Annotated in this window: 24 protein-coding genes; 9 read left to right on the top strand and 15 right to left on the bottom strand. The window is 73.4% G+C overall.

Annotated features, from left to right (window positions below):
* Positions 1-167: 167 nt before the first annotated feature.
* The 7 genes from LCE31_RS13970 to LCE31_RS13940 form a co-directional block, all read right to left on the bottom strand.
* Positions 168-359 (bottom strand): hypothetical protein, encoded by a 192-nt coding sequence (locus tag LCE31_RS13970; protein WP_225014553.1) that lies wholly within the window; start codon positions 357-359, stop codon positions 168-170.
* 14 nt (positions 360-373) lie between these two features.
* Positions 374-961 carry a hypothetical protein gene (locus tag LCE31_RS13965; protein WP_225014552.1) on the bottom strand — a complete coding sequence of 196 codons (588 nt, stop codon included), beginning with the start codon at positions 959-961 and terminating at the stop codon, positions 374-376.
* A gap of 249 nt (positions 962-1,210) precedes the next feature.
* Positions 1,211-2,008 carry a type III pantothenate kinase gene (locus LCE31_RS13960; RefSeq protein WP_225014551.1) on the bottom strand — a complete coding sequence of 266 codons (798 nt, stop codon included), beginning with the start codon at positions 2,006-2,008 and terminating at the stop codon, positions 1,211-1,213.
* On the bottom strand, positions 2,008-3,039 hold the full coding sequence (gene nadC / locus LCE31_RS13955) for a carboxylating nicotinate-nucleotide diphosphorylase (RefSeq protein WP_225014550.1): 1,032 nt from the start codon (positions 3,037-3,039) through the stop codon (positions 2,008-2,010). The genes LCE31_RS13960 and nadC overlap by 1 nt, the downstream gene beginning before the upstream one ends.
* Complete coding sequence (locus LCE31_RS13950) at positions 3,036-4,868, bottom strand: L-aspartate oxidase (RefSeq protein ID WP_225014549.1); 1,833 nt, start codon at positions 4,866-4,868, stop codon at positions 3,036-3,038. The genes nadC and LCE31_RS13950 overlap by 4 nt, the downstream gene beginning before the upstream one ends.
* On the bottom strand, positions 4,865-5,977 hold the full coding sequence (gene panC, locus LCE31_RS13945) for a pantoate--beta-alanine ligase (protein WP_225014548.1): 1,113 nt from the start codon (positions 5,975-5,977) through the stop codon (positions 4,865-4,867). Before panC ends, LCE31_RS13950 begins: the two co-directional genes overlap by 4 nt.
* The gene (locus LCE31_RS13940) at positions 5,974-7,179 is read right to left on the bottom strand and encodes a Rossmann-like and DUF2520 domain-containing protein (protein ID WP_225014547.1); all 1,206 of its coding nucleotides are present in this window, start codon (positions 7,177-7,179) and stop codon (positions 5,974-5,976) included. Before LCE31_RS13940 ends, panC begins: the two co-directional genes overlap by 4 nt.
* 144 nt (positions 7,180-7,323) lie before the next feature.
* On the opposite strand from LCE31_RS13940, the gene LCE31_RS13935 reads away from it, so the two are divergent.
* Complete coding sequence (locus LCE31_RS13935; RefSeq protein ID WP_374118465.1) at positions 7,324-8,592, top strand: threonine aldolase family protein; 1,269 nt, start codon at positions 7,324-7,326, stop codon at positions 8,590-8,592.
* 175 nt (positions 8,593-8,767) lie between these two features.
* On the opposite strand, the gene LCE31_RS13930 is transcribed toward LCE31_RS13935, so the two are convergent.
* Both LCE31_RS13930 and LCE31_RS13925 read right to left on the bottom strand, forming a co-directional pair.
* A complete protein-coding gene (locus LCE31_RS13930; protein ID WP_225014556.1) occupies positions 8,768-9,460 on the bottom strand; it encodes a response regulator in 693 nt (230 codons plus the stop codon).
* 299 nt (positions 9,461-9,759) lie between these two features.
* Positions 9,760-10,959 carry a sensor histidine kinase gene (locus LCE31_RS13925; RefSeq protein WP_225014546.1) on the bottom strand — a complete coding sequence of 400 codons (1,200 nt, stop codon included), beginning with the start codon at positions 10,957-10,959 and terminating at the stop codon, positions 9,760-9,762.
* Positions 10,960-11,058: 99 nt separating this feature from the next.
* Between LCE31_RS13925 and LCE31_RS13920 the strand changes: the two genes are divergently transcribed.
* Together LCE31_RS13920 and LCE31_RS13915 are read left to right on the top strand one after the other, a co-directional pair.
* Positions 11,059-12,123, top strand: a complete 1,065-nt coding sequence (locus LCE31_RS13920) for an SAM-dependent methyltransferase (protein WP_374118466.1) — start codon at positions 11,059-11,061, stop codon at positions 12,121-12,123.
* 82 nt (positions 12,124-12,205) lie between these two features.
* Entirely contained in the window at positions 12,206-13,363 is a 1,158-nt protein-coding gene (locus LCE31_RS13915) for an NADH-quinone oxidoreductase subunit D (RefSeq protein WP_225014544.1), read from the top strand.
* A 36-nt stretch (positions 13,364-13,399) separates the two neighbouring features.
* On the opposite strand, the gene LCE31_RS13910 is transcribed toward LCE31_RS13915, so the two are convergent.
* Both LCE31_RS13910 and LCE31_RS13905 read right to left on the bottom strand, forming a co-directional pair.
* Positions 13,400-14,569: a hypothetical protein gene (locus LCE31_RS13910; protein WP_225014543.1), complete on the bottom strand. Its 1,170-nt coding sequence runs from the start codon at positions 14,567-14,569 to the stop codon at positions 13,400-13,402.
* A gap of 168 nt (positions 14,570-14,737) precedes the next feature.
* Positions 14,738-15,850, bottom strand: a complete 1,113-nt coding sequence (locus LCE31_RS13905; RefSeq protein ID WP_225014542.1) for an alpha/beta hydrolase — start codon at positions 15,848-15,850, stop codon at positions 14,738-14,740.
* Positions 15,851-16,426: 576 nt separating this feature from the next.
* Between LCE31_RS13905 and LCE31_RS13900 the strand changes: the two genes are divergently transcribed.
* From LCE31_RS13900 to LCE31_RS13875, 6 genes are all read left to right on the top strand, one after another.
* Positions 16,427-18,274: a phosphatidylglycerol lysyltransferase domain-containing protein gene (locus LCE31_RS13900; protein ID WP_225014555.1), complete on the top strand. Its 1,848-nt coding sequence runs from the start codon at positions 16,427-16,429 to the stop codon at positions 18,272-18,274.
* A 175-nt stretch (positions 18,275-18,449) separates the two neighbouring features.
* Complete coding sequence (folP, locus tag LCE31_RS13895; protein ID WP_225014541.1) at positions 18,450-19,316, top strand: dihydropteroate synthase; 867 nt, start codon at positions 18,450-18,452, stop codon at positions 19,314-19,316.
* Complete coding sequence (locus LCE31_RS13890) at positions 19,313-19,810, top strand: nuclear transport factor 2 family protein (RefSeq protein WP_225014540.1); 498 nt, start codon at positions 19,313-19,315, stop codon at positions 19,808-19,810. The genes folP and LCE31_RS13890 overlap by 4 nt, the downstream gene beginning before the upstream one ends.
* A gap of 184 nt (positions 19,811-19,994) precedes the next feature.
* Complete coding sequence (folB, locus tag LCE31_RS13885; protein ID WP_374118464.1) at positions 19,995-20,354, top strand: dihydroneopterin aldolase; 360 nt, start codon at positions 19,995-19,997, stop codon at positions 20,352-20,354.
* Between the two features lie 2 nt (positions 20,355-20,356).
* Complete coding sequence (gene folK, locus LCE31_RS13880; RefSeq protein WP_308042250.1) at positions 20,357-20,992, top strand: 2-amino-4-hydroxy-6-hydroxymethyldihydropteridine diphosphokinase; 636 nt, start codon at positions 20,357-20,359, stop codon at positions 20,990-20,992.
* Positions 20,993-21,045: 53 nt separating this feature from the next.
* A complete protein-coding gene (locus LCE31_RS13875) occupies positions 21,046-21,531 on the top strand; it encodes a DUF3180 domain-containing protein (RefSeq protein ID WP_225014538.1) in 486 nt (161 codons plus the stop codon).
* 101 nt (positions 21,532-21,632) lie between these two features.
* Here the strand turns inward: LCE31_RS13875 and folE are convergent, their stop codons facing one another.
* The 4 genes from folE to tilS all read right to left on the bottom strand — a co-directional run.
* Positions 21,633-22,238, bottom strand: coding sequence for a GTP cyclohydrolase I FolE (folE, locus tag LCE31_RS13870; protein WP_225014537.1), 606 nt, complete (start codon positions 22,236-22,238; stop codon positions 21,633-21,635).
* A gap of 118 nt (positions 22,239-22,356) precedes the next feature.
* Positions 22,357-24,393, bottom strand: a complete 2,037-nt coding sequence (ftsH, locus tag LCE31_RS13865; protein WP_225014536.1) for an ATP-dependent zinc metalloprotease FtsH — start codon at positions 24,391-24,393, stop codon at positions 22,357-22,359.
* Between the two features lie 240 nt (positions 24,394-24,633).
* Positions 24,634-25,188, bottom strand: coding sequence for a hypoxanthine phosphoribosyltransferase (gene hpt / locus LCE31_RS13860; protein WP_225014535.1), 555 nt, complete (start codon positions 25,186-25,188; stop codon positions 24,634-24,636).
* 42 nt (positions 25,189-25,230) lie between these two features.
* A partial coding sequence (tilS, locus tag LCE31_RS13855) for a tRNA lysidine(34) synthetase TilS (protein ID WP_225014534.1) occupies positions 25,231-26,164 on the bottom strand: 934 nt, incomplete at its 5' end.

Below are 26,164 nucleotides of genomic sequence, written 5' to 3'. Positions count from 1 at the left end.
TCGCGCGCCCCCAAAATCGCGGCGCCCCGCCCCCCCCCACTGCCTTCACGCCCCTTGGGGCGGTTAATACCCCCCACAACCCGGCCCCCCCCCAAACGGGCGGCCCCCCCCTGCGGCGCGTGTGCGGCGTTGTGGCCGCGGGACCCGGCGGTACGGGCCCTCCCGCGTCAGGCGCCGTGCGTCTTGGGCGCGGAGCCCTGGGAGGCCGCGGCGGCCTCCGCGCGCGCGATCGCGGCGTCGACGGCCGCGTCTTCCTTGCCCTTGTTGGTTCCGCCCTGGGTCTTGATGATCAGCCGCACGAGAAAGACGAAGAAGGCCGCCATCACCACGGGGGGCACAAGCGCGGATACGTAGTCCATGACGACCACATTAGCTACCCCGCCGCCCGCTCCCGCGGCGGGGGCGGAGTGGCGGGCGACGGTTTCCTGCGGGGCGGGAAGACCTCGGACGGCTTGGGTACGGGCCGCTCCCCCGGCGGCCTCGCGGGCGCGGGCTCCGGCTTGGCCGGGCGCGGCTCGTCCTTGCCGCCCGCCGCGACGAGCGTCAGCAGGCGGGTGCGCTGGGCCGGGGGCGGCGCCGCCACCGCGGTACGCGCCGCGAGCCGCTCCCGTACGGACCGTTCGGCGATCCGCCCGCAGCGTTCGAGCAGCGCGGCGGCGACGGCGTTGCCCCGCAGGGCGCGCAGCGCGGCCAGGTCGTCGGGGGCCGGCACATAGCCGGCGGAGACGGCGTCCTGGAGGAGTTCCAGGTAGCCGGCGAGGGAGCCGGGCAGCGCCGAGCGGTAGCGGGCGAGGTCGGCGATCAGGAAGTCGCGCAGCCGACGGGCCTCCATCACGGCCTCGTCCACGGACTCGGCCAGCGCTAGAGCGGCCCGGACGTCCTCGTCCGAGATCTGGGCGGGGTGCAGCACGGCGGCCAGGGCGCGTCGGAGCACACGCAGCTCGTCAGCGCCGAATGCCATGCCGCCTCGGGGTCCGTATGGCGTGGGCATGGCCCGACCTTACGCGCCAAGACGGACAAATTACGCGAAATAGCCTCGCGTCGGGGGTGGCGCAGCGGCCACGCGCACGCCCTCTCGCGTACGTGAACGCGCCCCGCACGCGGGCCCCTGGTGGCGGGGCGTGCCCGACGGGCAGGGACAGGCAGGGCGCGCCCCGCACGCGGGCCTCCGGGTGGCAGGGCGCCCGGCGGCAGGACGCCGTACGCGCGGCTACGCCCGGGGCGCGTTGCGCTCGTAGACCAGGCGGAGGCCGATCAGGGTCAGCCACGGTTCGTGCTCGTCGATCACCGCGGCCTCGCCCAGCACCATCGGCGCCAGGCCGCCCGTCGCGATCACGGTCACGTCCTCCGGGTCCGCCGCCAGCTCGCGGGCCATGCGGGCGACCACGCCGTCCACCTGGCCCGCGAAGCCGTACACGATGCCGGCCTGCATCGCCTCGACCGTGTTCTTGCCGATCACGCTCCTGGGCCGGGCCAGTTCGATCTTCCGCAGCTGGGCGCCCTTCACGCCGAGCGCGTCCACGGAGATCTCGATGCCCGGCGCGATCACCCCGCCCGCGTACTCGCCGCGCGCGGTGACCGCGTCGAACGTCGTCGCCGTACCGAAGTCCACGACGACCGCGGGGCCGCCGTAGAGCTCGACGGCCGCCGCCGCGTTGATGATGCGGTCCGCGCCGACCTCCTTCGGGTTGTCGACCAGGACCGGCACCCCCGTCTTGACGCCGGGCTCCACGAGCACGGCGGGCACGTCGCCGTAGTAGCGCCGCGTCACCTCGCGCAGCTCGTGCAGGACCGAGGGCACCGTCGAGCAGATCGAGATGCCCTCGATCCCCTCGCCCAGCTCCATGCCGAGCAGCGGGTGCATGCCCATCAGCCCCTGGAGCAGCACCGCCAGCTCGTCCGCCGTGCGGCGCGCGTCCGTCGAGATCCGCCAGTGCTCGATGATCTCCTCGCCGTCGAAGAGGCCGAGCACCGTGTGGGTGTTGCCGACGTCGATGGTCAGCAGCATCAGGCGTCCGCCTCCGGCCCGCCCGCCTCGCGCAGGTCGAGGCCGATGTCGAGGATGCGCGACGAGTGCGTCAGCGCGCCCACCGCGAGGAAGTCGACACCGGTCTCCGCGTACGCCAGGTCGTTGTCGAGCGTGAGGCGGCCCGACGACTCCACCAGCGCCCGCCCGCCCACGATCCCCACGGCCTCCGACGTCTCGCCCGGCGTGAAGTTGTCGAGCAGGATCAGGTCCGCGCCCGCGTCCAGGACCTCGCGGAGCTGGTGCAGCGTGTCGACCTCCACCTCGATCGCCAGGTCGGGGAACCGCTCCCGCACGGCGGCGAACGCCTCGGCGACACCGCCCGCCGCGACCACGTGGTTGTCCTTGACCAGCGCCGCGTCCGACAGCGACATGCGGTGGTTGACGCCGCCGCCGCAGCGCACCGCGTACTTCTCCAGCGCCCGCAGCCCCGGTGTCGTCTTGCGGGTGTCGCGCACCTGGGCCTTCGTGCCGTCGAGCGCGTCGGCCCACGCACGGGTGGCCGTCGCGATGCCCGAGAGCCTGCACAGGATGTTCAGCGCGCTGCGCTCCGCGGTCAGCAGGTCGCGGGTGCGCCCGGTGACGCTGAGCAGCTTCTGCCCGGCCACCACCCGCTCGCCGTCCGCCACATGCCGCTCCACCTCGAAGTCGTCGGTGCTCACCACGGAGAGCACCGCCTCCGCGACGTGCAGGCCGGACACGACGCCGTCCTCGCGCGCGGTGAAGTCACCGGTCGCCACGGCCTGTTCGGGCACGGTCGCGGCCGTCGTCACGTCGATCCCGCCGTCCAGGTCCTCCCCCACCGCGACATGCGCGACGTCCTCGACCTGTACGGGGTCGAGGCCCAGGTCCGCGAGGAGCGCGGCGAGTTCGGGGTCGAGGCCGCACTCCAGGTCCTCCGGCGCGGCGCAGTCGCAGCCGCCGGGACCGCAGCTGTCGGCGGCGGGCGCGCCGATGTGAATCAGCGGCACGGCCACCGGTTCGGGAAGCGGGCTGTCTTCTGGCGTGCTCACGTTGCTGCTCCCTGGGGACGTGCTGACTCGGTCGTGTGGTCCGTACGGAGGTCTGTGTGGAGCTCGGAGTGGAGGTCCGCGCCCGCGGTGGCGGACACCGCGAAGGACAGGCCGGGGGCGAGGCCGAGGACGAGGTGGCGGCGCCAGTGGGCGTCGTCGCGGTCCGGGAAGTCCTCGCGCCAGTGGCAGCCGCGGGTCTCCTCGCGCCGTCGCGCGGCGGCGACGAGCGCACGGGCGACGACGAGCAGGTTCGTCGTCTCCCACGCCTCGACACCGGGCTCCGCCGCCTTCTCCCGGGGCCGTACGGCGTCCAGCTCGGCGGCGGCGGTACGCAGGCTCTCTGCGGACCTGAGGACACCGGCGCCCGCGGACATGGTCCGCTGGATGCGGGTACGGGCTGCCGGGTCGATGAGGCCGAGCACCGTCGTACCGGCCGGCGCCGCCGCGCGGGCGGGGGCGGCGCCCCCGGGCATGGCGCCGGGTTCCCCGGCGGCGCGGGCGGCCGCGATGTCCGCCGCGATCCGTTCCGCGAAGACCAGGCCCTCGAGCAGCGAGTTCGACGCCAGGCGGTTCGCGCCGTGCACGCCCGTGCAGGCGACCTCGCCGCACGCGTACAGGCCCGGCACGTTCGTCCGGCCGCGCCGGTCGGTCCGCACGCCGCCCGACGCGTAGTGCGCGGCGGGCGCCACCGGGACCGGCTCGGTCACCGGGTCGATGCCGTGCGCGCGGCACGCCGCGAGGATCGTCGGGAAGCGGGTCTCCCACATCTCCCGGCCGAAGTGGCGTGCGTCCAGATACATGTGCTCGGCGCCCTGCTCCCGCATCCGCCGCATGATCGCCTTGGCGACGATGTCGCGGGGCGCCAGCTCCGCCAGCTCGTGCTGACCGAGCATGAAGCGGACGCCGTCGGCGTCGACGAGGTGCGCGCCCTCGCCCCGTACCGCCTCGGACACCAGCGGCTGCTGGCCCTCCGAGTCCGCGCCGAGGAACAGCACCGTCGGATGGAACTGGACGAACTCGACGTCGGAGACCTCCGCGCCCGCGCGCAGCGCGAGGGCCACGCCGTCGCCGGTGGACACCGGCGGGTTCGTCGTGGCGGAGAACACCTGGCCCATGCCGCCGGTGGCCAGCACCACGGCGGGCGCGCGGACCGCGCCCACGCCGTCGTGCCTGCCCTCGCCCATCACATGCAGGGTGACGCCCGCCGTGCGGCCGTCACCGTCCTTCAGCAGGTCCAGCACGAGCGCGTGCTCGATGGTCCGCACCGCCGTCTCCCGTACGGCGGCGCCGAGCGCGCGCGCCACCTCGGCGCCCGTCGCGTCGCCGCCCGCGTGCGCGATACGGCGCCTGTGGTGGCCGCCCTCGCGGGTGAGCTGGAGCCCGCCGTCGGCGCCGCGGTCGAACTCCGCGCCCGCGGCGATCAGCCGCCGCACCGCCGCCGCGCCCTCCGTCACCAGCGCCCGCACGGCCTCCTCGTCGCACAGGCCCGCGCCCGCGACCAGGGTGTCGTCCAAGTGCTGCGCGGGGGTGTCGCCCTCACCGAGCGCCGCGGCGATGCCGCCCTGCGCCCAGCGTGTGGAGCCGTCGTCGAGCAGCGCCTTCGTGACCACGACCGTGCGCAGCCCCGCGGCACTGGCCCGGAGCGCGGCCGTGGGGCCCGCGACGCCCGAGCCCACCACGACGACGTCCGCGTCGATCGACCAGCCGGGCGCGGGCGCCGCGAGCCGTATACCGCCGGGGCCTGCGTCGGCGCTGCCGCCGGGCGCGCCGCCGCCTGTGCCGCCCGAGCCCTCGCCGGCTCCGCCGCCCGTACCGCTGCCGGTGCTCATCCGCTCGTCGCTCCGAAAGTCAGATGGATGTTGTCGATCAGGCGCGTCGTGCCGACCCGCGCCGCCACCGCGAGCACCGCGTCGCCCGTGAAGCCGTCGGGCACCTCGGTGAAGTCCGCCGGATCGACCAGCGCCAGGTAGTCGAGCGCGAGCGGCGGGTCCGTACGGTCGCCGACCTCCAGCACGTCCAGCGCCGCGGCCCGTACGGCGTCGGCCCCGGCAGGGCCCGAGGCGCACGCGAGCGCGTGCGCGTCGGCCGCCAGCCGCGGCTCACCGAGCGCGGAGAGGCCGGCCGCGCGCGCCTCGGACGCCGGGGCGGACTCGGCCCGCGCGCGCAGCGCGTGCTGCGCGCCGAGCCGGTCGCGCGCCGCGAACAGCGCACGGGAGAGCAGCAGCGCGGTGCGCCGGTCGGCCGCCGAGAGATAGCGGTTGCGGCTGGAGAGCGCCAGCCCGTCGTCCTCGCGTACGGTCGGCACGCCGACGATCTCCACCGGGAAGTTCAGATCGCGCACCATCCGGCGCACCAGCGCGAGCTGCTGGGCGTCCTTCTGCCCGAAGAACGCGGCGTCGGGGCGCGTGAGGTGCAGCAGCTTGGCGACGACGGTGAGCATCCCGTCGAAGTGCCCGGGGCGTACGGCCCCCTCGTACCGGCCGCCCATCGGCCCGGCCGCGATCGTGACCTGTGGGTCGCCGCCCGGGTAGACCTCGTCGGCGGACGGCGCGAAGACCGTGTCGGCGCCGGCGGCGCGCGCCGTACGCAGGTCGGCTTCGAGGGTGCGCGGATAGCGGTCCAGGTCCTCGCCCGCGCCGAACTGAAGCGGGTTGACGAAGACCGTCGTGATGACGAAGCCGTCCCCGCCGACATGGGCGCGGGCCGCGCGTATCAGGGTCGCGTGCCCCTCGTGCAGCGCGCCCATCGTCATGACGACCGCCACGCGGGCGCCCGGGCTCCGCCGCTTCAGCAGCCGGTCCAGGTCGTCCTTGGCGGGGGCGAGCTCGAAGGGGCGCGGGCCGCCCGGCCGGCCGTCGGCCACCGGGTCGCCGGGTCCGCCCGCGGCGGGGTCCAGCGTGCCGCGCGCCGTCGGGCCACCGTCAGTGTCAGCGCTCATGACGCGCTCCCGTCCCCAGAGCCACCGCTCCCACCGCTCCCGTTCTCTTTTCCGTCCCCGTGTCCGGGACCGGGACCGGTTCCGGGGCCGGTTCCGCCGTCGCCGTGTCCGGGGTCGGGGCCGGTTTCGCCGTCCCTGTCCCCGTCGCCATTCCCGTGTCCGTGTGCGGGACCACTGCCGCTGCCGCTGTCCCCGTCCGCGTCCGCCTGCGCCGGACCGCTGCCGCTGCCGCCGTCCCCTTCGCCCTGGCCCGCGTCCGGCTCCCGGCGGCCGGGGCCGACCCGGGGCACGCCCGATTCGGCGAGGACGCCGAGGAGGTCCTCCGCGAGCTCCGCCTTCAGCAGGCCGTTCGCGAGCGCGCGGTCCGCCGTCGTACGGGCCATGGCGAGGTAGCCCGCGACCGCGCCCGGCGCATGCCTGCGCAACTCCGCCACATGCGCCGCGACCGTCCCCGCGTCACCGCGCGCGACCGGGCCCGTCAGCGCCGCGTCCCCCGACCGCAGGGCGTTGTCCAGGGCCGCGCCCAGCAGCGGGCCGAGCATCTTGTCCGGTGCCTCGACCCCGGCCGTACGCAGCAGCTCCATCGCCTGGGCGACCAGCGTGACCAGGTAGTTCGAGCCGATGGCGAGCGCCGCGTGATATAGCGGGCGGGACTCCTCCGCGATCCACTCGGGCTCGCCGCCCATCTCGATCACGAGCGCCTGGGCCGCGAGCCGCAGCTCCTCGGGGGCCGTCACCCCGAACGAGCAGCCCGCCAGCCGCTGCACATCCACCGACGTGCCCGTGAACGTCATCGCGGGGTGCAGCGCGAGCGGCAGCGCGCCCGCGCGCAGCGCCGGGTCCAGCACCCGCGCGCCGTACCGCCCCGACGTGTGCACCAGCAGCTGCCCCGGACGTACGGCACCGGTCTGGGCCAGGCCCTCGACGAGACCCGGCAGCGCGTCGTCCGGCACGGTCAGCAGGACCAGCTCGGCGCGAGCGAGCACGTCGGCGGGCGTCACGACCGGTACGTCCGGCAGCAGTTCGGCCGCACGCCGCCGGGAGGCGTCGGACACAGCGGACACGGCGACGGGCCGGTGCCCGGCGAGCGCGAGGGACGCGGCGAGCGCTGGGCCCACCCGGCCGGCGCCGACGACGCCCACCGTCAGGCGGGCGGGGCGGTCCCTGGGGTCGAGGGGTTCCTTCGGTGCTGTGGGATTCACGGGTAGGGGCCTTCCGTTCCAGTCCGCGGCGGGTACCGGACGTTTTCCGGCCATGCTACGCCAGCGGCACGGGCCGTTCCCGGTTGTCCACAGGCTCTGGAAAAGCCTTGGCCAGGGCTCGGCCTGCGGGCGATGATGCGCTGCATGGCAGACGAGAACGAGCAGGCAGAGGGCCCTTCCGGCACGGATGCGGGGACTCCGGGACCTGAGCACGAGGAGGAGTTCAAGAAGCGCAGGCGGGCCGCCTTCCGGGGGGCGGGTCGGACCCTGCGCGGCGGATACGGCACCACGCTGCGCGAACGGATGGCCGAGCTGGCGGAACTGGCCGGGACCGGCGGGGGCGCGGGTACGGCCGACGCCGCCGGGACCGGTGGTGCCTCGGAGGCTGTCTACGATCTGGACGATGCCGTCGACGCCTACGGGGGCGGCGTCGTCGCCGCGCTGGAGTCCCGCGTGGCGGAGCTGCTCGGCTTCCCGGCCGCCGCGTTCTTCCCCACCGGAACGATGGCGCAGCAGGCGGCCCTGCGCTGCTGGGCGGGCCGTACCGGCAACCCCGTCGTCGCCCTGCACCCGCTCGCGCACCCCGAGGTGCACGAGGAGGGCGCCCTGTCGGCGGTGAGCGGTCTGCGCCCGGTCCACCCCACCACAGAGCCCCGGCAGCCGACCGCGGAAGAGGTGCGGGCCTTCGGCGAACCGTTCGGGACGCTGATGCTCGAACTGCCGTTGCGCGACGCCGGTTTCGTCCTGCCGACCTTCGAGGAGCTGACCGACGTCGTGGCGGCGGCGCGCGAGCGGGACGCGGTGGTGCACTTCGACGGCGCCCGCCTGTGGGAGTCCACCACCCATTTCGGCCGCCCTCTTACAGAGATCGCGGGTCTCGCGGACAGCGTCTACGTGTCGTTCTACAAATCCCTGCAGGGACTGTCGGGTGCCGCCCTCGCCGGACCCGAGGACGTCATCGCGGAGGCGCGCTCCTGGCGCCACCGCTACGGCGGCAACCTCTACCAGCAGTTCCCCGCGGCGCTTTCCGCCCTGGCCGGGCTCGCACACGTACTGCCGCGGCTCCCGGCCTGTGTGGCGCAGGCGCGCGTGGTGGCCTCCGGGATCGCGGAGGCGTTCACGGCGGCGCCCGGCGTCCCGTGGTTCCGTGTCCACCCGGAGCCACCCCACACGCAGGAGTTCCGCGTGTGGCTCCCCTTCGAGGCGGAGACGCTGACGGAGGCGGCCGTGAGCCAGGCCGAGGACACCGGGACCGCGCTGTTCACCGCGTGGTCGCGGGACAGCGGCGTGCCCGGGGTGTCGACCACGGAGGTCTCGCTGGACACCCGGGCCCTGGAGTGGACGGCTCAGGAGGTGCGGGAGGCGGCGGCTGAGTTCGCCCGGCGCGCGGCCGACCTGTCCGCGCGGCGGTAGCGGGAGCGGCGGCCGCCTCTCCGAGCGGAGGTGGCGGGAGCGTCCGGCGCGCCTCTCCGGGTGGGAGCGGCCGGGGCGCCTCTCCCGACGGAGGTGCCGGGGCGCCTCTCCCGACGGAGGTGGCGGAAGCGGCCGGGGCGCCTGCGGGGCGGTGCCGCCGGCCGCCCCGCGACGGTCAGCCCGCCGCGGGTCCCCCGCCCGCGCGGACCAGCCCCGTCTCGTAGGCGAGGACGACGACCTGGACGCGGTCGCGCAGGCCGAGCTTGGTGAGGATGCGGCCCACATGCGTCTTGACCGTCGCCTCCGAGACGAACAGCCGGCCGGCGATCTCCCCGTTCGACAGCCCCTGCGCGACGAGCAGCAGGACCTCGCGCTCGCGCTCGGTCAGCCGCCCGATCTCCTTGCGCTCCGGCTCGGGGGTGCCGCTCGGCAGCATCGGCGAGAAGCGGTCGAGCAGACGGCGCGTGGTGGACGGCGCGACCACCGCGTCGCCGCTGTGCACGGAGCGGATCGCGCTGAGCAGCTCGCTGGGCGGCACGTCCTTCAGCATGAAGCCGCTTGCGCCCGCCTTGAGGCCGGAGAACGCGTACTCGTCCAGGTCGAACGTGGTCAGGATGAGCACCTTCGGCGCCGCGGGGCCCGCCGCGCAGATCCGGCGGGTGGCCTCGACACCGTCGAGGCGCGGCATGCGCACGTCCATCAGGACGACGTCGGCCGTGGTCGCGCGGAGGACGTCGAGCGCCTCCGCGCCGTCGCCCGCCTCCGCCACGACCTCCATGTCGGGCTGGGCGGCGAGCACCATGCGGAAACCGGTGCGCAACAGCGCCTGGTCGTCCACGAGCATCACGCGGATCGGTGTCTGCGGCATCGGCGGTGTCCCCATGGTGGGTGCGGTCTCCTCGCGGTCGCGGTGCGGTCGGTGCGCGGGCCGGTAGGCCCGGTCCGCCGTGTCCAGGGTGTACGGGTCCAAGTCCCGGCGCGGCGCCGGGGCTCCCTGCTCAAAGCCGGGGTTCCCGGCTCGGGTCCACGTCCCGGCGCGGGGCCGGGGCTCCGGGTTCCGGAGACGGTGCGGTCCTGGGCCGAGCCCCGGTTCCGGAGACGGCTCCGGGCCGGGCCCCGGTTCCGGAGATGGCCCGGTCCAGGGCCGGGCAGGCCGTCGCGGGCCGGTCAGTCCGCGGGTCTCAGCGGCAGCAGGGCGCTGATGCGGAATCCTCCGCCCGGTCTCGGGCCCGCGTCCAGCGTGCCGCCGACCATGCCGACCCGCTCGCGCATGCCGATCAGGCCCTGGCCGTGTCCGTCGGCACCGCGGTCCTCCTGCATCGCCTGCGCGGCGCCCCGGCCGTCGTCCTCCACGAGCAGCCCGAGGCCGTCGTCGAAGTAGACCAGCCGCACGCTCGCTCCGACGTCGGGGCCGCCGTGCTTGCGGCTGTTGGTCAGCGCCTCCTGGACGATGCGGTACGCGGTGAGCTCGACGCCGCTCGGCAGCTGGCGCGGGGTGCCCTCGACCTTGAAGTCGACGGTGATCCCCGCCTGCCGCACCTGCTCGACGAGGACCTCGATCTGCTCCACGTCCGGCTGCGGCACGTACTCGCCGCTCTCCTCGCCGTCGCCCGCGCGCAGCACGCCGAGCAGCCTGCGCATCTCGGCCAGCGCCTGCCTGCCCGTACCCGAGATGGTCTCCAGCGCCTGCTTCGCCTGGGCCGGGGCCGCGTCGAGCACGTAGGCGGCCCCGTCGGCCTGCACCACCATGACCGAGACGTTGTGGGCGACGACGTCGTGCAGCTCGCGCGCGATACGGGCGCGCTCCGCCGCGACGGCGACCTTCGCCTGCGCCTCGCGCTCCTTCTCCAGCCGGGCCGCGCGCTCCACCAGCTGGTTGAAGTACGCGCGGCGGGTGCGCATCGAGTCGCCGAGCACCCAGGCGAGGACGAACGGCACGGTCAGGACGACGGTGAAGAAGAGGCGTCCCGCGGCGTTGACGTCCTGTATCGGCCAGCGCACCTGCGAGAGGGGTGCCGCGACGATCCCGCCGACGAGCGCCAGCCTCGACGCCCACCGCCGCCCGCCCGCCGCGGCCACCGTGTAGATCAGGACGAGCATGGCGAAATCCGGAAGGCCCGGCCGTACGTCGAGAGCCAGCTGCGCGACCCCCAGCACGGCGACCAGCACGAGCATCGCGTCCGCGGCCACCCTGCGCAGCGCGACCGCCACGCTCAACAGCACGGAAAGGGACATCGCGAACAGCCGGGGCGCCACCCCCTGCTCCGCCTGCACCGCCCACACCAGCGACACCCCGAGGAGGACGACAGCCCAGAAGCAGTCGACGCCCAGGGGGTGTCTGCGGAGGAAATCGTAGAGGCGCTGCACGTGACCCAGCGTAGGGAGGCGGACAAGGCGAGGGGGTCAACCGGAGGGCCGATCCGGTCGCGGGAAGCGTACTCCCCAAGGTGGAGACTTGGCAGCGTGGTGAAGGAGAGCGGTGACGGGAACGCGACCGGTTGGCGCGCGGCGGCGGAACGCGCCCTGTACGGGCCGGACGGCTTCTACCTGCGCTCACGTCCCGCCGCGCACTTCCGTACCTCGGTCCACGCGTCGCCGCTGTTCGCCGGCGCGGTCGGGCGCCTGCTCGCCGCGACGGCCCGCGCGCTCGGCGCCCGGGAGGCAGCCTTCGTGGACATGGGGGCGGGCCGCGGGGAGCTGGCGACCGCCGTGGCCGCCGCGACTCCCGTGAGAGCCGAGGCCGCCGGGACGGCGGGCGGGCCGCTGGTCCGTGTGTACGCCGTCGAGCGGGCGCCCGCGCCGGTGGACCTCGACCCGCGCGTCACCTGGCTCGCCGCCCCGCCGCCCGGCGTGACCGGGCTGCTGTTCGCCAACGAATGGCTGGACAACGTCCCCGTGGAGATCGCGGAGACGGACGAGGAGGGCGTGCCCCGTTACGTACGGGTCCGCCGGGACGGCACGGAGGAGCCGGGCGCCCCGGTGTGCGGCGAGGACGCCGCCTGGCTGGCCCGGTGGTGGCCGATCGCGGGCGCCGAGCCGGGGACGCGCGCGGAGATCGGCCGCCCGCGCGACGAGGCGTGGCGCGCGGCCGTCGGCACGCTGGCACGCGGTCTCGCGGTCGCCGTCGACTACGGGCACACGCGGGCGTCCCGCCCGCCGTACTCCACGCTGACCGGCTTCCGGGACGGCCGCGAGGTACGGCCGGTCCCTGACGGCAGCTGCGACCTGACCTCGCACGTGGCGATGGACGCCCTGGCTCCGGGCGCCGTGCGGGTCTCGCAGCGGGCGGCCCTGCGCGCCCTGGGCGTGACCGGCGCACGCCCGCCGCTCACCCTCGCGACCGCCGACCCCGCCGCGTACGTCCGGGCCCTGTCGGGCGCGGGTGAGGCCGCCGAGCTGACGGCGCCCGGCGGCCTCGGGGACTTCACCTGGCTGATCGAGCCGGTGGGCGTCGACCTCGCGGACATCGACGCCGCACTGGGCGGGCTGAGCCGGCTGAGCGCACTGGGCGGGCTGCTCGGGCTGGGCTGAGGAGAGTCCACAGCGCGGCCCGTGAGTGAGGCCCGGCACCCGGAATCACCGGTTCGGGCCGCCCTCTGCGAGACTGGGCGCCATGACGGACAGCGCCGGCGCCACCACCACCGTCGGGATCGGCGGGGCCGCGGAGAGCACCGACATGGTGCTCAACATCGGCCCCCAGCACCCCTCCACGCACGGCGTGCTGCGGCTGCGGCTCGTGCTCGACGGGGAGGTCGTCCGGGCGGCGGAGCCGGTCATCGGGTACATGCACCGGGGCGCCGAGAAGCTCTTCGAGGTGCGCGACTACCGGCAGATCGTCATGCTCGCCAACCGGCACGACTGGCTGTCCGCGTTCTCCAACGAGCTCGGCGTCGTCATGGCCGTCGAGCGGATGCTCGGCATGGAGGTGCCCGAGCGCGCCGTGTGGACGCGGACGCTGCTGGCCGAGCTGAACCGGGTGCTGAACCACCTGATGTTCCTGGGGTCCTACCCGCTCGAACTCGGCGGCATCACGCCCGTGTTCCACGCCTTCAGGGAGCGCGAGGAACTCCAGAACGTGATGGAGGAGGTCTCCGGCGGGCGCATGCACTACATGTTCAACCGCGTCGGCGGCCTGAAGGAGGACCTCCCCGCGGGCTGGACCGGCCGGGCCCGGCACGCGGTCGCGGCCGTACGCTCGCGCATGGACGTCTTCGACCGGCTCGTCCTCGGCAACGAGATCTTCCGCGGCCGCACCCGCGGCGTCGGCGTCCTCGCGCCCGCCACCGTCCACGCGTACGGCGTGACGGGGCCCATCGCGCGCGCCTCGGGCGTCGACTTCGACCTGCGCCGCGACGAGCCGTACCTCGCGTACGGCGAACTCCAGGACGTCCTCACGGTCGTGACCCGGCAGGAGGGCGACTGCCTCGCCCGCTTCGAGTGCCTGCTCGACCAGACCCACAACGCCCTGGCCCTCGCGGACGCCTGCCTGGACCGGCTGGCCGACCTCCCGCCGGGGCCCATCAACCAGCGGCTGCCGAAGGTCCTCAAGGCGCCGGAGGGCCACACGTACGCCTGGACGGAGAACCCGCTCGGCGTCAACGGCTACTACCTGGTGTCCAAGGGCGAGAAGACGCCCTACCGGCTGAAGCTCCGCTCGGCGTCCTTCAACAACATCCAGGCCCTGACGGAGCTGCTGCCGGGCACGCAGGTCGCCGACATGGTCGCGATCCTGGGGTCGCTGTTCTTCGTCGTCGGCGACATCGACAAGTAGGGCGCGCCTGCGCCCCGTTGAGCGACGGGACGTACGTCAGGACCCCAACGCGCTGCGCAGTTCGCCCACTTCGAGCTGTTCGGTGTCGTCGTGCTCGGTCAGGTCGATGACCTCGGGCCCCTCGCCGTCCCGCGCACCGGCATCCGCGTCCGCGTCAACGGCGTCCGGTGTGTCCTGTGCTGTTGCCTGCGCGTCCGGTGTTGCCTCCGCGTCCGGTGCGTCCGGCGTTTCCTGCGCGTCCGGTGCGGCCACGGCAGCCGTCTGCCGCGTTGCGCGGCCGTCGCCGGCCGCGCCCGTACCGTGCTGCGTGCCGAAGAAGTCGAAGCCGGCGCCGGCCGGGCGCTGCCGCGTACGGCGCTCGTACGGCACGATCGCGGACGGTGTCGCCGCCCGGCGCGCGGGCAGCGCAGGGCGGACGGCGGAGGCGGCCCGCACCGGCACCGACGGCGCCGCGGGCACCCCCGCTTCCGGCCTCCGCGCCTCCGTGGCCCGCGTGCCCGTGGCCCGCACGTCCTCGGCCCGGCCGTCCGCGCCCTGGCCGTCCGCCGTCTTCCCGTGGGACGTCTGCTCGCCGGACGCCGGGGAGGTCTGGTCGCGGGGCGCCCGCGGGGCCCGTCCGCGCGGCGCACGGGCCGCGGGGAGGGCCGCCTGCCGGGCCCCGTTCGCCGCCAGTTCCTCCAGCGCCCTGCTCGCCATCAGGTACGCCGACGGGGTCGGAGCGCCGCCCGCCGCAAGGGCCTTGGGCGCCACGGCGGACTCTATGGCCAGCCTGCGGCGGCCCTCCAGAGCGCTCGCCCGTCCCGTCTCGGCGTTCGCGTACCGGCGCAGCAGGGCCGCGTGTTCCCCGCGCAGCCTGGCCAGTTCGACGCGCTTGGCCCGCAGTTTGCCGTCGAGCCGGGTGCGGATCTCACGCGCCTCGTCGACATCGGCCTCCAGTTCGGCGACCCGCTCGTCCGTCTTCCACTGGTCGCTCTCCCGGGCGCGCGTCAACTCCGCGACCCTGCGGCCCGCTTCCCTGTCCCAGCTCCGCATGATCACCGCGCCGGCCACGGCCGCGATACCCGCCACCACCGCGATCCCCCGCAGTACGAGCGGATCGTCGACGGCCCAGACACCTCCCGCGCAGACCACCGCGACCGCGGCGACGGAGCTCGGCGGCAGGAGTTTGTGGAGGGGCTGGGAATGGCGGTGGCGTCCACGTGGCATGGCTCGAAATTTACCCCTCCGATGGGCCGAACGGGTGGTAAGAACGCCAACTTTGCCACTGCGTTTTCCGGACCTTCACCAGGGCCGTGCCGAACCCGTACGCGAGTTGCCGCACGGTCAGGACCGCACGGCCCGCACCACGCCGCCGGCACCGCCCCCGCGACCCGCTCAGCCGATGCGCTGCCCGAGCCACACCAGCGACGGCGGGATCTCGCGCTTCCACGTGTTGTAGTTGTGACCGCCGTTGGAAAGGATGATCGAGGAGACGCGTGCGGGCGCCTTCACGGCCTTGATGAAGCGGCGCGTCTCCGGCAGGTTCTTCTCGCCGTGCAGTGTGCTCGTCACGAGCATCGAGGTCGCGGGCGGCGTCTCGTGCCGCAACAGCCACACCAGGTCCGCGTGGTCGCGCAGCGACTGGTCGCCGTGGAAGAGGTCGCCCGTCGTGGCGTCCTCGGCCGCCTTGTAGTCGGCGGCGAGCCCGACGGCCGCGCCGAAGTCGTCCGGATGGTGCATGGCGATCTTGAGGGCGCAGTAGCCGCCGGTGGAGTCGCCCATGATCCCCCAGTGCGTCAGGCCCGGGCCGACGCGGTACGAATGCGTGATCACATCGGGGATGTCGTGGGCGAAGTACGTCTCCGTCTGCGGTCCGTGCGGCACGTCGACGCACTCGGTGTCGCGCGGCGGTGCGACCGTCGGGCGCAGCATGATGAGCACCATCGGCTTCATGCGGTGCGCCGCGACCTGGGCCTTCTCGATGGCCGGATAGTCGAGGCGGGACACCAGGGCCTTCGCCGCGCCCGGATAGCCGGTCAGCACGATCGTGGCGGGAAACAGATGGTGTGCGTACCTCGGCTGGAAGTACTGCGGGGGCAGGTACACGTACGCCGCACTGACGATGTGGCTCTTCGGACCCGCGATGGCGCTCTCCCGTACGAGGCCGTTCTTCGACGGGTCGGTGCCGTGCGGTATGCCGACGTCGACCGGGCGCTGCGAGGCCGCGACCTGCCCCGACGGATTCGTGTCGTGCACGAGCACGGTGCCCATCCCGGTCTCACGGCCGAGCAGGTCGTCCCAGGACGAGTAGAACAGGAAGGAACGGTTCGCGAAGAGGGCGACGGCGGCGAAGATCGCCAGCTGTGTGGCGAACAGCAGTCCCACCCGTCCGAACACCGGCCGTACGCCCCGCCGCGCGAGCCGGGGCCAGCGCCACACCGTGAGCGCGAACAGGACAACGGCCGCCAGTACCGCGATGGCCAGGACTTTGTGGCTGGTCAGACCCATGGTCTGGGATTCCCTCCTCGGTGAACTTCCCCGTCGACTGAACCTGCTCCTTCAAAGCCCCGTCATAGGAAACGCATGCAGTCCCGGTCGCCGCTCGGTGGCGGAGGACTGAGCATCACGATCACCGGGCGACTTTGGGAAGCGATGGCTGTGCCGGTAGATGGGGACAAATCAGTATTGGTTCCACGCGAGGGGTCCGGGCCGTCGGGACGGGTGGCGGGCGGCGGGCCCGGCGCCGGCGCGACCGCCACCGGGGCGGACACCGGCCCCCGGAGCCGGACCGGGACCGCGAAGGCGAACGAGGCCGGGAGCCGGGCCGGGAACCCGAACGCGGCCGGGAGTCGGGCTGAGAACGCGAACGCGGCCGGAAGCGGTTCCGCGAACGCGAAAGAGTCCCGGAGCCGGACCGGAAACGCGAAAGAGGCCGGAACACGGACCGGGAACGCGAACGCGAAAAGGGCCGGCAGCGGGGCCCGGAACGCGAGCGGGAACGCCGGCGGAAACCGAACCGGCGCCGCCGCGCCGCGCTCGACCGGCGCCCCGGGAGCCCCGGCCTCCTCGCGTACGGGCCGCCGCCTGGCGCCCTGGCCCGCGCCCCGTACCGTCCCCTCACTGATCGGCACCGCCTGTACGTTCATCGCGCTGGTGAACCTCGCGTCCGGGATCTTCCCGCGCTTCCGGCACAGCCGGATACACGCGATCGCCGAGGTGCTGCCCGGCGCGCTCGGTCCGTTCGCCGCCGCGCTGGCGGTGAGCGTCGGCGTACTGCTGCTGTTCCTCGCCCACGGGCTCAAGCGCCGCAAGCGGCGGGCCTGGCGGGCGGCCGTGGTGCTCCTGCCCGCGGGTGCCGTGGCGCAGCTCCTCTACCGCCACTCGCTGCTCGGCACCCTGCTCTCGCTGCTGCTGCTCGCCCCGCTGATCGCGCACCGGGCGCAGTTCGCGGCGCTGCCCGACCCGCGCGGCCGGTGGACGGCCGTGACGAACTTCCTGCTGATGAGCGCGGGTTCGGTCGGCCTCGGCCTGATCGTCGTCAGCGCGCACCCGCACCGTACGGTCGGCAGCCCGACCTTCCCCGAACGCCTGGAGCACGTCCTGTTCGGGCTGTTCGGCGTCGAGGGGCCGGTGGCCTACCGGGGGCCCACGGACAACATCGTCGCGTACACGCTCGGCTCGCTCGGCCTGCTCACCGCGCTCACCACCATCTATCTGGCACTGCGCCCCGAGCAGCCGACGGCCCGGCTGACCGGGGACGACGAGCGGCGGCTTCGTGAGCTGCTCGCCAAGCACGGCGGGCGGGACTCGCTCGGCCATTTCGCGCTCCGGCGGGACAAGGGCGTGGTCTTCTCCGGCAGCGGCAAGGCGGCGGTCTGCTACCGCGTGGTCTCCGCGGTGATGCTGGCCAGCGGAGACCCGATCGGGGACGTGGAGGCCTGGCCGGGCGCGATCGAGCGGTTCATGGAGATGGCGGAGGCCCACTCGTGGATTCCCGCCGTCATGGGGTGCAGCGAGACGGGCGGCGAGGTCTGGACGCGGGAGACGGGCCTGGACGCACTGGAGCTCGGTGACGAGGCGGTCGTCGAGGTCGCGGACTTCTCGCTGGGCGGGCGCGCGATGCGCAACGTGCGGCAGATGGTCAAGCGGGTGGAGCGCGCCGGGTACGAGACGCGTGTGCGCCGCGTACGGGATGTGCCGGAGGCCGAGCTGGAACAGATCAGGCGCGCCTCGGCGGCCTGGCGCGGCAGCGGCACGGAGCGCGGCTTCTCCATGGCGCTCGGCCGTATCGGTGATCCGGGTGACGGCGACGCGGTGATCGCCACCGCGCACCGGATCACGCCCGCCACGCCCGCGGGGTCCGCCGCGCCGGCCACGCCATCGGCCCCCGCCGCGCCCGAACCGTACGGCGACCTGAAGGGCATCCTCCACTTCGTGCCGTGGGGCGACGACGGGATCTCCCTCGATCTGATGCGCCGCGACAGGACCGCAGACCCGGGCCTCAACGAGCTGCTGATCGTCGCGACGCTCCAGGCCGCGGAGGGACTCCGGGTGCGGCGCGCCTCGCTGAACTTCGCGATGTTCCGGTCGGTCCTCGCCCGCGGCGAGCGGCTCGGCGCGGGCCCGGTGCTGCGCAGCTGGCGGGGCACCCTGGTGTTCCTGTCCCGCTGGTTCCAGATCGAGTCGCTGTACCGCTTCAACGCCAAGTTCCAGCCGCGCTGGGAGCCGCGCTTCCTGGTGTTCCCGACCAGCCGGGACCTGCCGAGGATCGGCTTCGCGGCGATGCAGGCGGAGGGCTTCCTGACCCTGCCGCCGCGCGGGTTCGCCCGGGTGGCCGAGGCGGAGCCGTGCGTCCACGGGCCGCGCCGCGCCGAGGACGGCGCCGGGACCGTCCCCGCACCGGACGGACACACCGGGCGGCCGGGCACCTGACAGGCAGGACGAAGCCCGGGGCAAAGCCCAGGGCTTGCGCAGAACAAAGCCCGGGACCCGCGCAGGACGAAGCCAGGGACCCGCGCAGGACGGGGCCCCGGCGCGCCGCGCGAGCTGCGGTGATCGCCGCCGACGCGGAGAGAGGCGCGGCGCCCCACCCTCTAGGCTGGGACGCATGAGGTCGACGACGCGCGGACACGGCACGGTCCAGGGGCTGCCCGACTGGGACCGGTGCGCGGTCATGGGCGTCGTCAATGTGACGCCCGACTCCTTCTCGGACGGCGGCCGGTTCTTCGACACGACGGCCGCCGTCAAGCACGGCCTCGACCTCGCCGCGCAGGGCGCGGACCTGGTGGACGTGGGCGGCGAGTCGACCAGGCCGGGCGCCAGCCGGGTGGACGAGGACGAGGAGCTGCGCCGCGTCCTGCCCGTCGTGCGGGGCCTCGCGTCGGAAGGCGTCACGGTCTCCGTGGACACCATGCGCGCGAGCGTCGCCGACCGGGCCGTCGAGGCCGGCGCGGTCCTCGTCAACGACGTCAGCGGCGGCCTCGCGGACCCCGCGATGGTGCCGGTGGTCGCCGCGGCGGCCGTTCCCTTCGTCGTCATGCACTGGCGCGGCTTCAGCGAGGACATGAACAGCCGCGCCGTGTACCAGGACGTCGTCGGTGAGGTCACCGCCGAACTGCGCGCCCGGATGGACGCGGTGGTCGACGGCGGGATCAGCCCCGAGCTGCTGGTGCTCGACCCGGGCCTCGGCTTCGCCAAGCGGGCCGAGCACGATCTGGAGCTCGTCGCCCGCCAGGCCGAGCTGTGCACGCTCGGCAGGCCGCTGCTGGTCGCCGCGTCCCGCAAGAGGTTTCTCGGCCGGGTGCTCGCGGGGGACGAGGGCGCCCCGCCGCCCGCGAGGGAACGCGACGCGGCCACGGCCGCGGTCTCCGCGATCGCCGCCCTGAACGGCGCGTGGGCGGTCCGCGTGCACGAGGTCAGGGCGACCGCGGACGCGGTACGGGTCGCCCGCGCGGTCGAGGGCGCGGCCAGGTGAGCGAGAGCCGCGGCACGGCGCCCACGGACAGCGAGCTGGTCGACCGGGCGAACACCGCCTTCTACGAGGCGATGGAGCGCGGTGATCTGGAGGCCCTGTCGGCGCTCTGGCTCGGCGAGGGCGACGACGGCACCGACGGCGCAGAGGACATCACCCCGTCGGTCGTGCACCCCGGCTGGCCGGTGCTGACGGGCCGCGGCGAGGTGCTCCGCTCGTACGCGCTGATCATGGCGAACACCGAGTACATCCAGTTCTTCCTGACGGACGTCGAGATCGCCGTGGCCGGCGGTACGGCGCTCGTCACCTGCACGGAGAACATCCTGAGCGGCGCCCCCGCCGAGGAGGGCTCCGAGCTCGGCCCGCTGGTGGGCCAGCTGGTCGTGGCGACGAACGTGTTCCGCCGTACGGACGGCGGCTGGAAGCTGTGGTCGCACCACGCGTCACCGGTACTGGCCGAAACCGACTCGGACGAGCCGGACGAGCCGTCCGCCTGAGCGGGGAGCGGGCCGAGAGGGGTTCGATGCCCCGAGCACGGGGTAGGGGCGCCGCTACCCCCGGCTACCACGGGCCCCGCGAGCGGGGGCTGTCCGTGCCCGACGGTAGATTCGAAGAGGGGTCCCCGGCCCGCCCGCACGCGACCGGTGCCCCCGCCGACCAACGACAGCAGGAGTGATTCGCGTGGATCGTGTCGCGCTGCGCGGCCTCAGGGCCCGTGGGCACCACGGTGTCTTTCCCCGTGAGCGGGAGGAGGGCCAGACCTTCATCGTGGATGTCGTGCTCGGCCTCGACACCCGCCCGGCAGCGGCGGAGGACGATCTGGCGAAGACCGTGCACTACGGGATCGTCGCCGAAGAGGTCGTGGAGGTCGTCCAGGGCGACCCGGTCGACCTGATCGAGACGCTGGCGGAGCGGATTTCCCAGCAGTGCCTGAAGCACGACGGCGTGCACGAGGTGGAGGTGACGGTCCACAAGCCGGACGCGCCGATCACCGTGCCCTTCGACGATGTCACCATCACCATCACCCGGAGCCGAGTATGAGCATGCACGACGCGAACGGCATGGGCGGGGCGAACGGCATGGGCGGGGCGCCGAGCGACCCGACCGTGCAGCCGGTGCCCGCCGCCGTGATCGCCGCGGTCGACGCGGCGGACGTGACCCTGTCGAACCCCAAGCGCGCCGTGATCGCGCTGGGGTCCAACCTCGGCAACCGCCTGGAGACGCTCCAGGGCGCGGTGGACGCCCTGGAGGACACCCCCGGAATCCGGGTCAAGGCGGTCTCCCCGGTCTACGAGACGGAGCCGTGGGGCGTCGAGCCCGGCAGCCAGCCGTCGTACTTCAACGCGGTCGTGCTCGTGAAGACGACCCTGCCGCCCTCGTCCCTGCTGGAGCGCGGCCAGGCCATCGAGGAGGCCTTCGACCGGGTCCGCGAGGAGCGCTGGGGGCCGCGCACGATCGACGTCGACATCCTCGCGTACGGGGACGTCGTCTCGGACGACCCGGTGCTGACGCTGCCGCACCCGAGGGCGCACCAGCGTGCCTTCGTCCTCGCTCCCTGGCACGACGTGGAGCCGGAGGCGCAGGTGCCCGGCCAGGGCTCCGTCACCGAGCTGCTGACGGGCGTCGGGCGCGAGGGCGTCATGGCCCGTGTCGACCTGGAACTCCGTCTGCCGGAATAGTCGTTAGGCTCGGAGCGGACCTGGCGGCATATTTCTGAAGGGCGGCTTTCCGGGTGAGGCAGTTGCGGATCGGCGTCCTGGCCGGCCTTCTCGTGACGGTCGGCGTGCTCGCGTGGGGCGGCGCTCGCCTGTGGGACTCGCTGGGCACACTGCCGAGCGTCCCCGCGGGCGCGCCGATCGTGCTGGCGGTGATCGCGGTGATCCTCGTCGCCACGGCGCTGTCCATCCGCTCCCGGCTGCGCGCCCAGCGCGAGCGGCGCCCGGAGGCGAAGGGCGTCGATCCGCTCGTCGCGGCCCGTGCGGTGGTTTTCGGCCAGGCCGCAGCGCTGGTCGCGGCCCTGGTCGCCGGGATGTACGGGGGCACGGGCGTGTTCCTGCTCACCCAGCTGTCCATCCCGGCGCGACGCGACCAGGCGATCTACGCGCTGGCCTCGCTGGCCGCCGGTATCGCGATCATCGCGGCGGCGGTCTTCCTGGAGCGCGTCTGCAAGCTACCGGACGACGGGGACGACGACGACCACACCGGCGCGAGCGCCTGACCACGGCCGCCCCGGCGCCGCCGCCGGACAGCGGCGCCGCCGCCGGACTGCGGTGTCGGTACCGGGCAGTGCTCTCAGCGGCGTCAGCGGTGAAAGCGGCGTCAGCGCGAGAGGATCAGGCTCATCGCCTCGGCGCGCGTCGTCGCGTCGCGCAGCTGGCCCCTGACGGCCGACGTGATGGTCTTCGACCCGGGCTTGCGGATGCCGCGCACCGACATGCACATGTGCTCCGCCTCGATCACGACGATCGCGCCGCGCGCCTCAAGAATCCGTACGAGGGAGTCGGCGATCTGCGTCGTCAGGCGCTCCTGCACCTGGGGGCGGCGCGCGAAGACGTCGACCAGCCGCGCCAGCTTCGACAGGCCCGTGATCTTGCCGCTCTCCGCCGGGATGTACCCGACGTGCGCCACGCCGTGGAACGGCAGCAGGTGGTGCTCGCACAGCGAGACGATCTCGATGTCCTTGACGAGCACCATCTCGTCGTGGCCGAGGTCGAACGTCGTCGTGAGGACGTCCTCGGGCTCCTGCCACAGGCCCGAGAGGATCTCCTTGTACGCCCGCGCGACCCGTCCCGGCGTCGCCAGCAGGCCCTCGCGGTCGGGGTCCTCACCTATGGCTATGAGCAGCTCACGCACGGCGTTCTCGGCACGCTTCTCGTCGAACTCGCCGATCCGGCCTTCGCCGTCGAGCGTCACCGGGTCCGTCATCTGTTCGTTCCTCGTTCCTTGTGCAAGACAGTGCCGCGCCCCCCAGGCTAGGCCGTAGACCATAGAACCTGGGGGGCGCGGTGGGCATTCCTGGACCGGGCGTGACCGGTCCCACCCGTCAGCCGTTGTCGGGGCGGTCCTCCGGAAGCTGCTCCGTCGGAGTGTCGGTGCCCTTCGTCAGTGACGCGGCGCCGTTGCCGTTGGTGCCGGACGCGCCGTTGGTGAGCGCCAGCTCCTTCGGCGAGAGCACCGGCGGGCGCGTCGACGGCGTACGCCGCGAGGAGCCCGTCCAGGCGGGACGCAGGGGACGCTTGACGACGGTCGAGAAGACCTGGGCGATCTCCTCCTTGTTCAGCGTCTCCTTCTCCAGCAGCGCCATCACGAGGTTGTCGAGGACGTCCCGGTTCTCGACCAGGATCTCCCACGCCTCGTTGTGCGCCGTCTCGATGAGCTTCTTGACCTCTTCGTCGACGAGCGCCGCGACCTCTTCCGAGTAGTCGCGCTGGTGACCCATCTCACGGCCGAGGAACGGCTCGCTGTCGCTGCTGCCGAACTTGATCGCGCCGAGCCGCTCGGTCATGCCGTACTGCGTGACCATCGCCTTGGCCGTGGAGGTGGCCTTCTCGATGTCGTTGGCGGCGCCGGTGGTCGGGTCGTGGAAGACGAGCTCCTCCGCCGCGCGGCCGCCCAGCATGTACGCCAGCTGGTCGAGCATCTCGTTGCGCGTGGTCGAGTACTTGTCCTCGTCCGGCAGGACCATCGTGTAGCCGAGGGCACGGCCTCTCGACAGGATCGTGATCTTGTGGACCGGGTCGGAGTTGGGGGAAGCCGCCGCGACCAGGGCGTGTCCGCCCTCGTGGTACGCGGTGATCTTCTTCTCCTTCTCGGACATGATCCGGGTCCGCTTCTGCGGGCCCGCCACGACACGGTCGATCGCCTCGTCCAGGAAGTGGTTGTTGACCAGCTTCTGGTCGGAGCGGGCCGTCAGCAGCGCCGCCTCGTTCAGCACGTTCGCCAGGTCGGCGCCCGTGAAGCCGGGCGTACGGCGGGCGACGGCGCCGAGGTCGACGTCGGGCGCGACCGGCTTGCCCTTCTGGTGGACCTTGAGGATCTCCAGACGGCCCTGCATGTCCGGGCGGTCGACGGCGATCTGCCGGTCGAAGCGGCCGGGGCGCAGCAGCGCGGGGTCGAGGATGTCGGGCCGGTTCGTGGCGGCGATCAGGATCACGCCGCCCTTCACGTCGAAGCCGTCCATCTCCACCAGCAGCTGGTTCAGCGTCTGCTCGCGCTCGTCGTGCCCGCCGCCGAGACCCGCGCCGCGGTGCCGGCCGACGGCGTCGATCTCGTCCACGAAGACAATCGCCGGAGCGTTCGCCTTGGCCTGCTCGAAGAGGTCGCGCACCCGGGAGGCGCCGACACCGACGAACATCTCGACGAAGTCGGAACCGGAGATCGAGTAGAACGGCACGCCAGCCTCGCCCGCGACAGCGCGCGCGAGGAGCGTCTTGCCCGTTCCGGGCGGGCCGTACAGCAGCACGCCCTTGGGGATCTTGGCTCCGACGGCCTGGAACTTCGACGGCTCCTGGAGGAACTCCTTGATCTCCTGGAGCTCCTCGACGGCCTCGTCGGCACCGGCGACGTCCGAGAACGTCGTCTTCGGGGTGTCCTTGGTGATGAGCTTGGCCTTGGACTTCCCGAACTGCATGACGCGGGAGCCGCCGCCCTGCATCTGGTTCATCAGGAAGAGGAACACCACGACGAGCAGCACGAACGGCAGCAGCGACAGCACCACCGAGAGGAACGGGCTCTGCTTCGAGGGCGAGACCGTGTATCCCTTGCTGATCTGGCCGGCGTTGAACTTCTGCTGGAGCTCCTTGGCGAGCGCGGAGCCCTGGCTGCCGATGTAGCTGGCCTGGATCTTGTCGCTGCCCGCGACCTTCTGACCGTTCTTGAGATCAACCTTGACGACTTGATCGTCGCCAACGGTCAGCTTGACCTGATCGGCCTGGTTCTTGTCGATCGCCTGAACGACCTGGCCGGTGTCCACCGTCTTGTAGCCGCCTCCCGTGGAGACGACATTCATCAACACGACCACGGCGAGGACGGCCAGCACGATCCACATGACCGGCCCACGGAAGTATCGCTTCACGTCCATCCATACGAGGCGGTGACGCCCCGTCCCTCCTGCCCGTAGGTAAATGCTGCTGTGAGAAAAGACTGTTCTTCGGACGGTACCCCAGCGTCGGCACTCACGGCCGCACGGTGCTGGTGACAAACCCGTCTTCCCCTGCTCCAACGCAGAGAGGCGGGGAGTGGTTCCCGAGTCAACAATGATGTGTCCGCATCAGCCGCCCGAGGGGGCCGACGGACCCGGGAGGGGCCGCCGAACGCCTGGTCAGCCGCCGTACACGTGCGGCGCGAGCGTGCCCACGAAGGGCATGTTGCGGTACTTCTCGTTGTAGTCGAGACCGTATCCGACGACGAAGGCGCTCGGAATGTCGAAGCCGATCCACTTCACGTCGATGGCGACCTTTGCGGCATCCGGCTTACGCAGCAGGGTGCAGACCTCCAGCGAGGCGGGCTCCCGCGAACCCAGGTTGGACAGCAGCCACGACAGCGTCAGACCCGAGTCGATGATGTCCTCGACGATCAGGACGTGCCTGCCCTTGATGTCGGTGTCCAGGTCCTTCAAGATCCGGACGACACCGGAGGACTGGGTGCCCGCGCCGTAGGACGAGACGGCCATCCAGTCCATCGTGGCCGGGGTGGACAGCGCGCGGGCCAGATCCGCCATCACCATCACGGCGCCCTTGAGCACACCGACCAGGAGGAGGTCCTTGCCCGCGTACTCCGCGTCGATCTTCGCGGCGAGCTCCACGAGCTTCGCGTCGATCTCTTCCTTGGTGATGAGCACCGACTGGAGGTCGGTGCCCAGGTCCTTGTGGTCCACCACAGTCACTTTCGTCGTCCGGCGTGCGCTGGCCGGCCTCTTTCAGCCCTGCCGGAGGACCAGTCTGCCACCCTGCCTCAGCGCCTCGACGCGCCCGGGCAGGTTGATGCCCGACTGGCCCCGCCAGCCGGTGATCAGGCGGTCCACCTCCTCGATGTGCCGCGCGAACAGCGAACCGGCGGGCGCGCCCGCGGTGATGGCCGCCTTGCGCAGCACCCGGCGGCGCACCGCGGGCGGCAGTGCGAACAGCTTCGCGACCTCCAGCTGGCCCGCGTCGTCCCGGACGCTGGACTCGGCGTCCGCCGCCCACGCGTCCAGCGCGTCGGCGTCGTCGCGCGACAGCTGTGCCGTACGGGCGAGGGCCTCCACGACGCCCTTCCCGAGGGCCTTCTCCAGGGCGGGCAGGCCCTCCTGGCGCAGCCGCGAACGGGTGTAGGCGGGGTCGGCGTTGTGCGGGTCGTCCCAGACGGGGATGGCCTGCGCGAGACATGCCGTACGGACGGTCTGCCGGTCGAGCTGGAGGAAGGGGCGGCGGTAGCGGCGGCCTGCGCCGGACACGGCGGCCATTCCCGACAGGGAGCGGATGCCGGAGCCGCGGGCAAGGCCGAGGAGGACGGTCTCGGCCTGGTCGTCCCGCGTGTGGGCGAGCAGGACGGCGGCGGCGCCGTGGCGCTCCGCGACGGCGTCGAGCGCCGCGTAGCGGGCGTCCCGGGCGGCGGCCTCGGGGCCGCCTTCGCGGCCGACGGCGACGGAGACCGCCTCGACGGGGTCGAGCCCCATGGCGGTGAGCCGGGCGACGACCTCGGCGGCGCGGATCTCGGACCCGGCCTGGAGACCGTGGTCGACGGTGACGCCGCCGGCCCGGACACCGAGCTTGGGCGCTTCGAAGGCGAGGGCGGAGGCGAGGCCCATCGAGTCGGCGCCGCCGGAGCAGGCGACCAGGACGAGAGGGCCGAGAGGGCCGAGAGGGCCGGGG

The organism is Streptomyces sp. 8L (assembly GCF_020176795.1).
Taxonomy (GTDB): Bacteria; Actinomycetota; Actinomycetes; order Streptomycetales; family Streptomycetaceae; genus Streptomyces.
The sequence above is the reverse complement of the archived record's forward strand: the minus strand, read 5'-3'. Positions and strand labels throughout refer to the sequence as shown.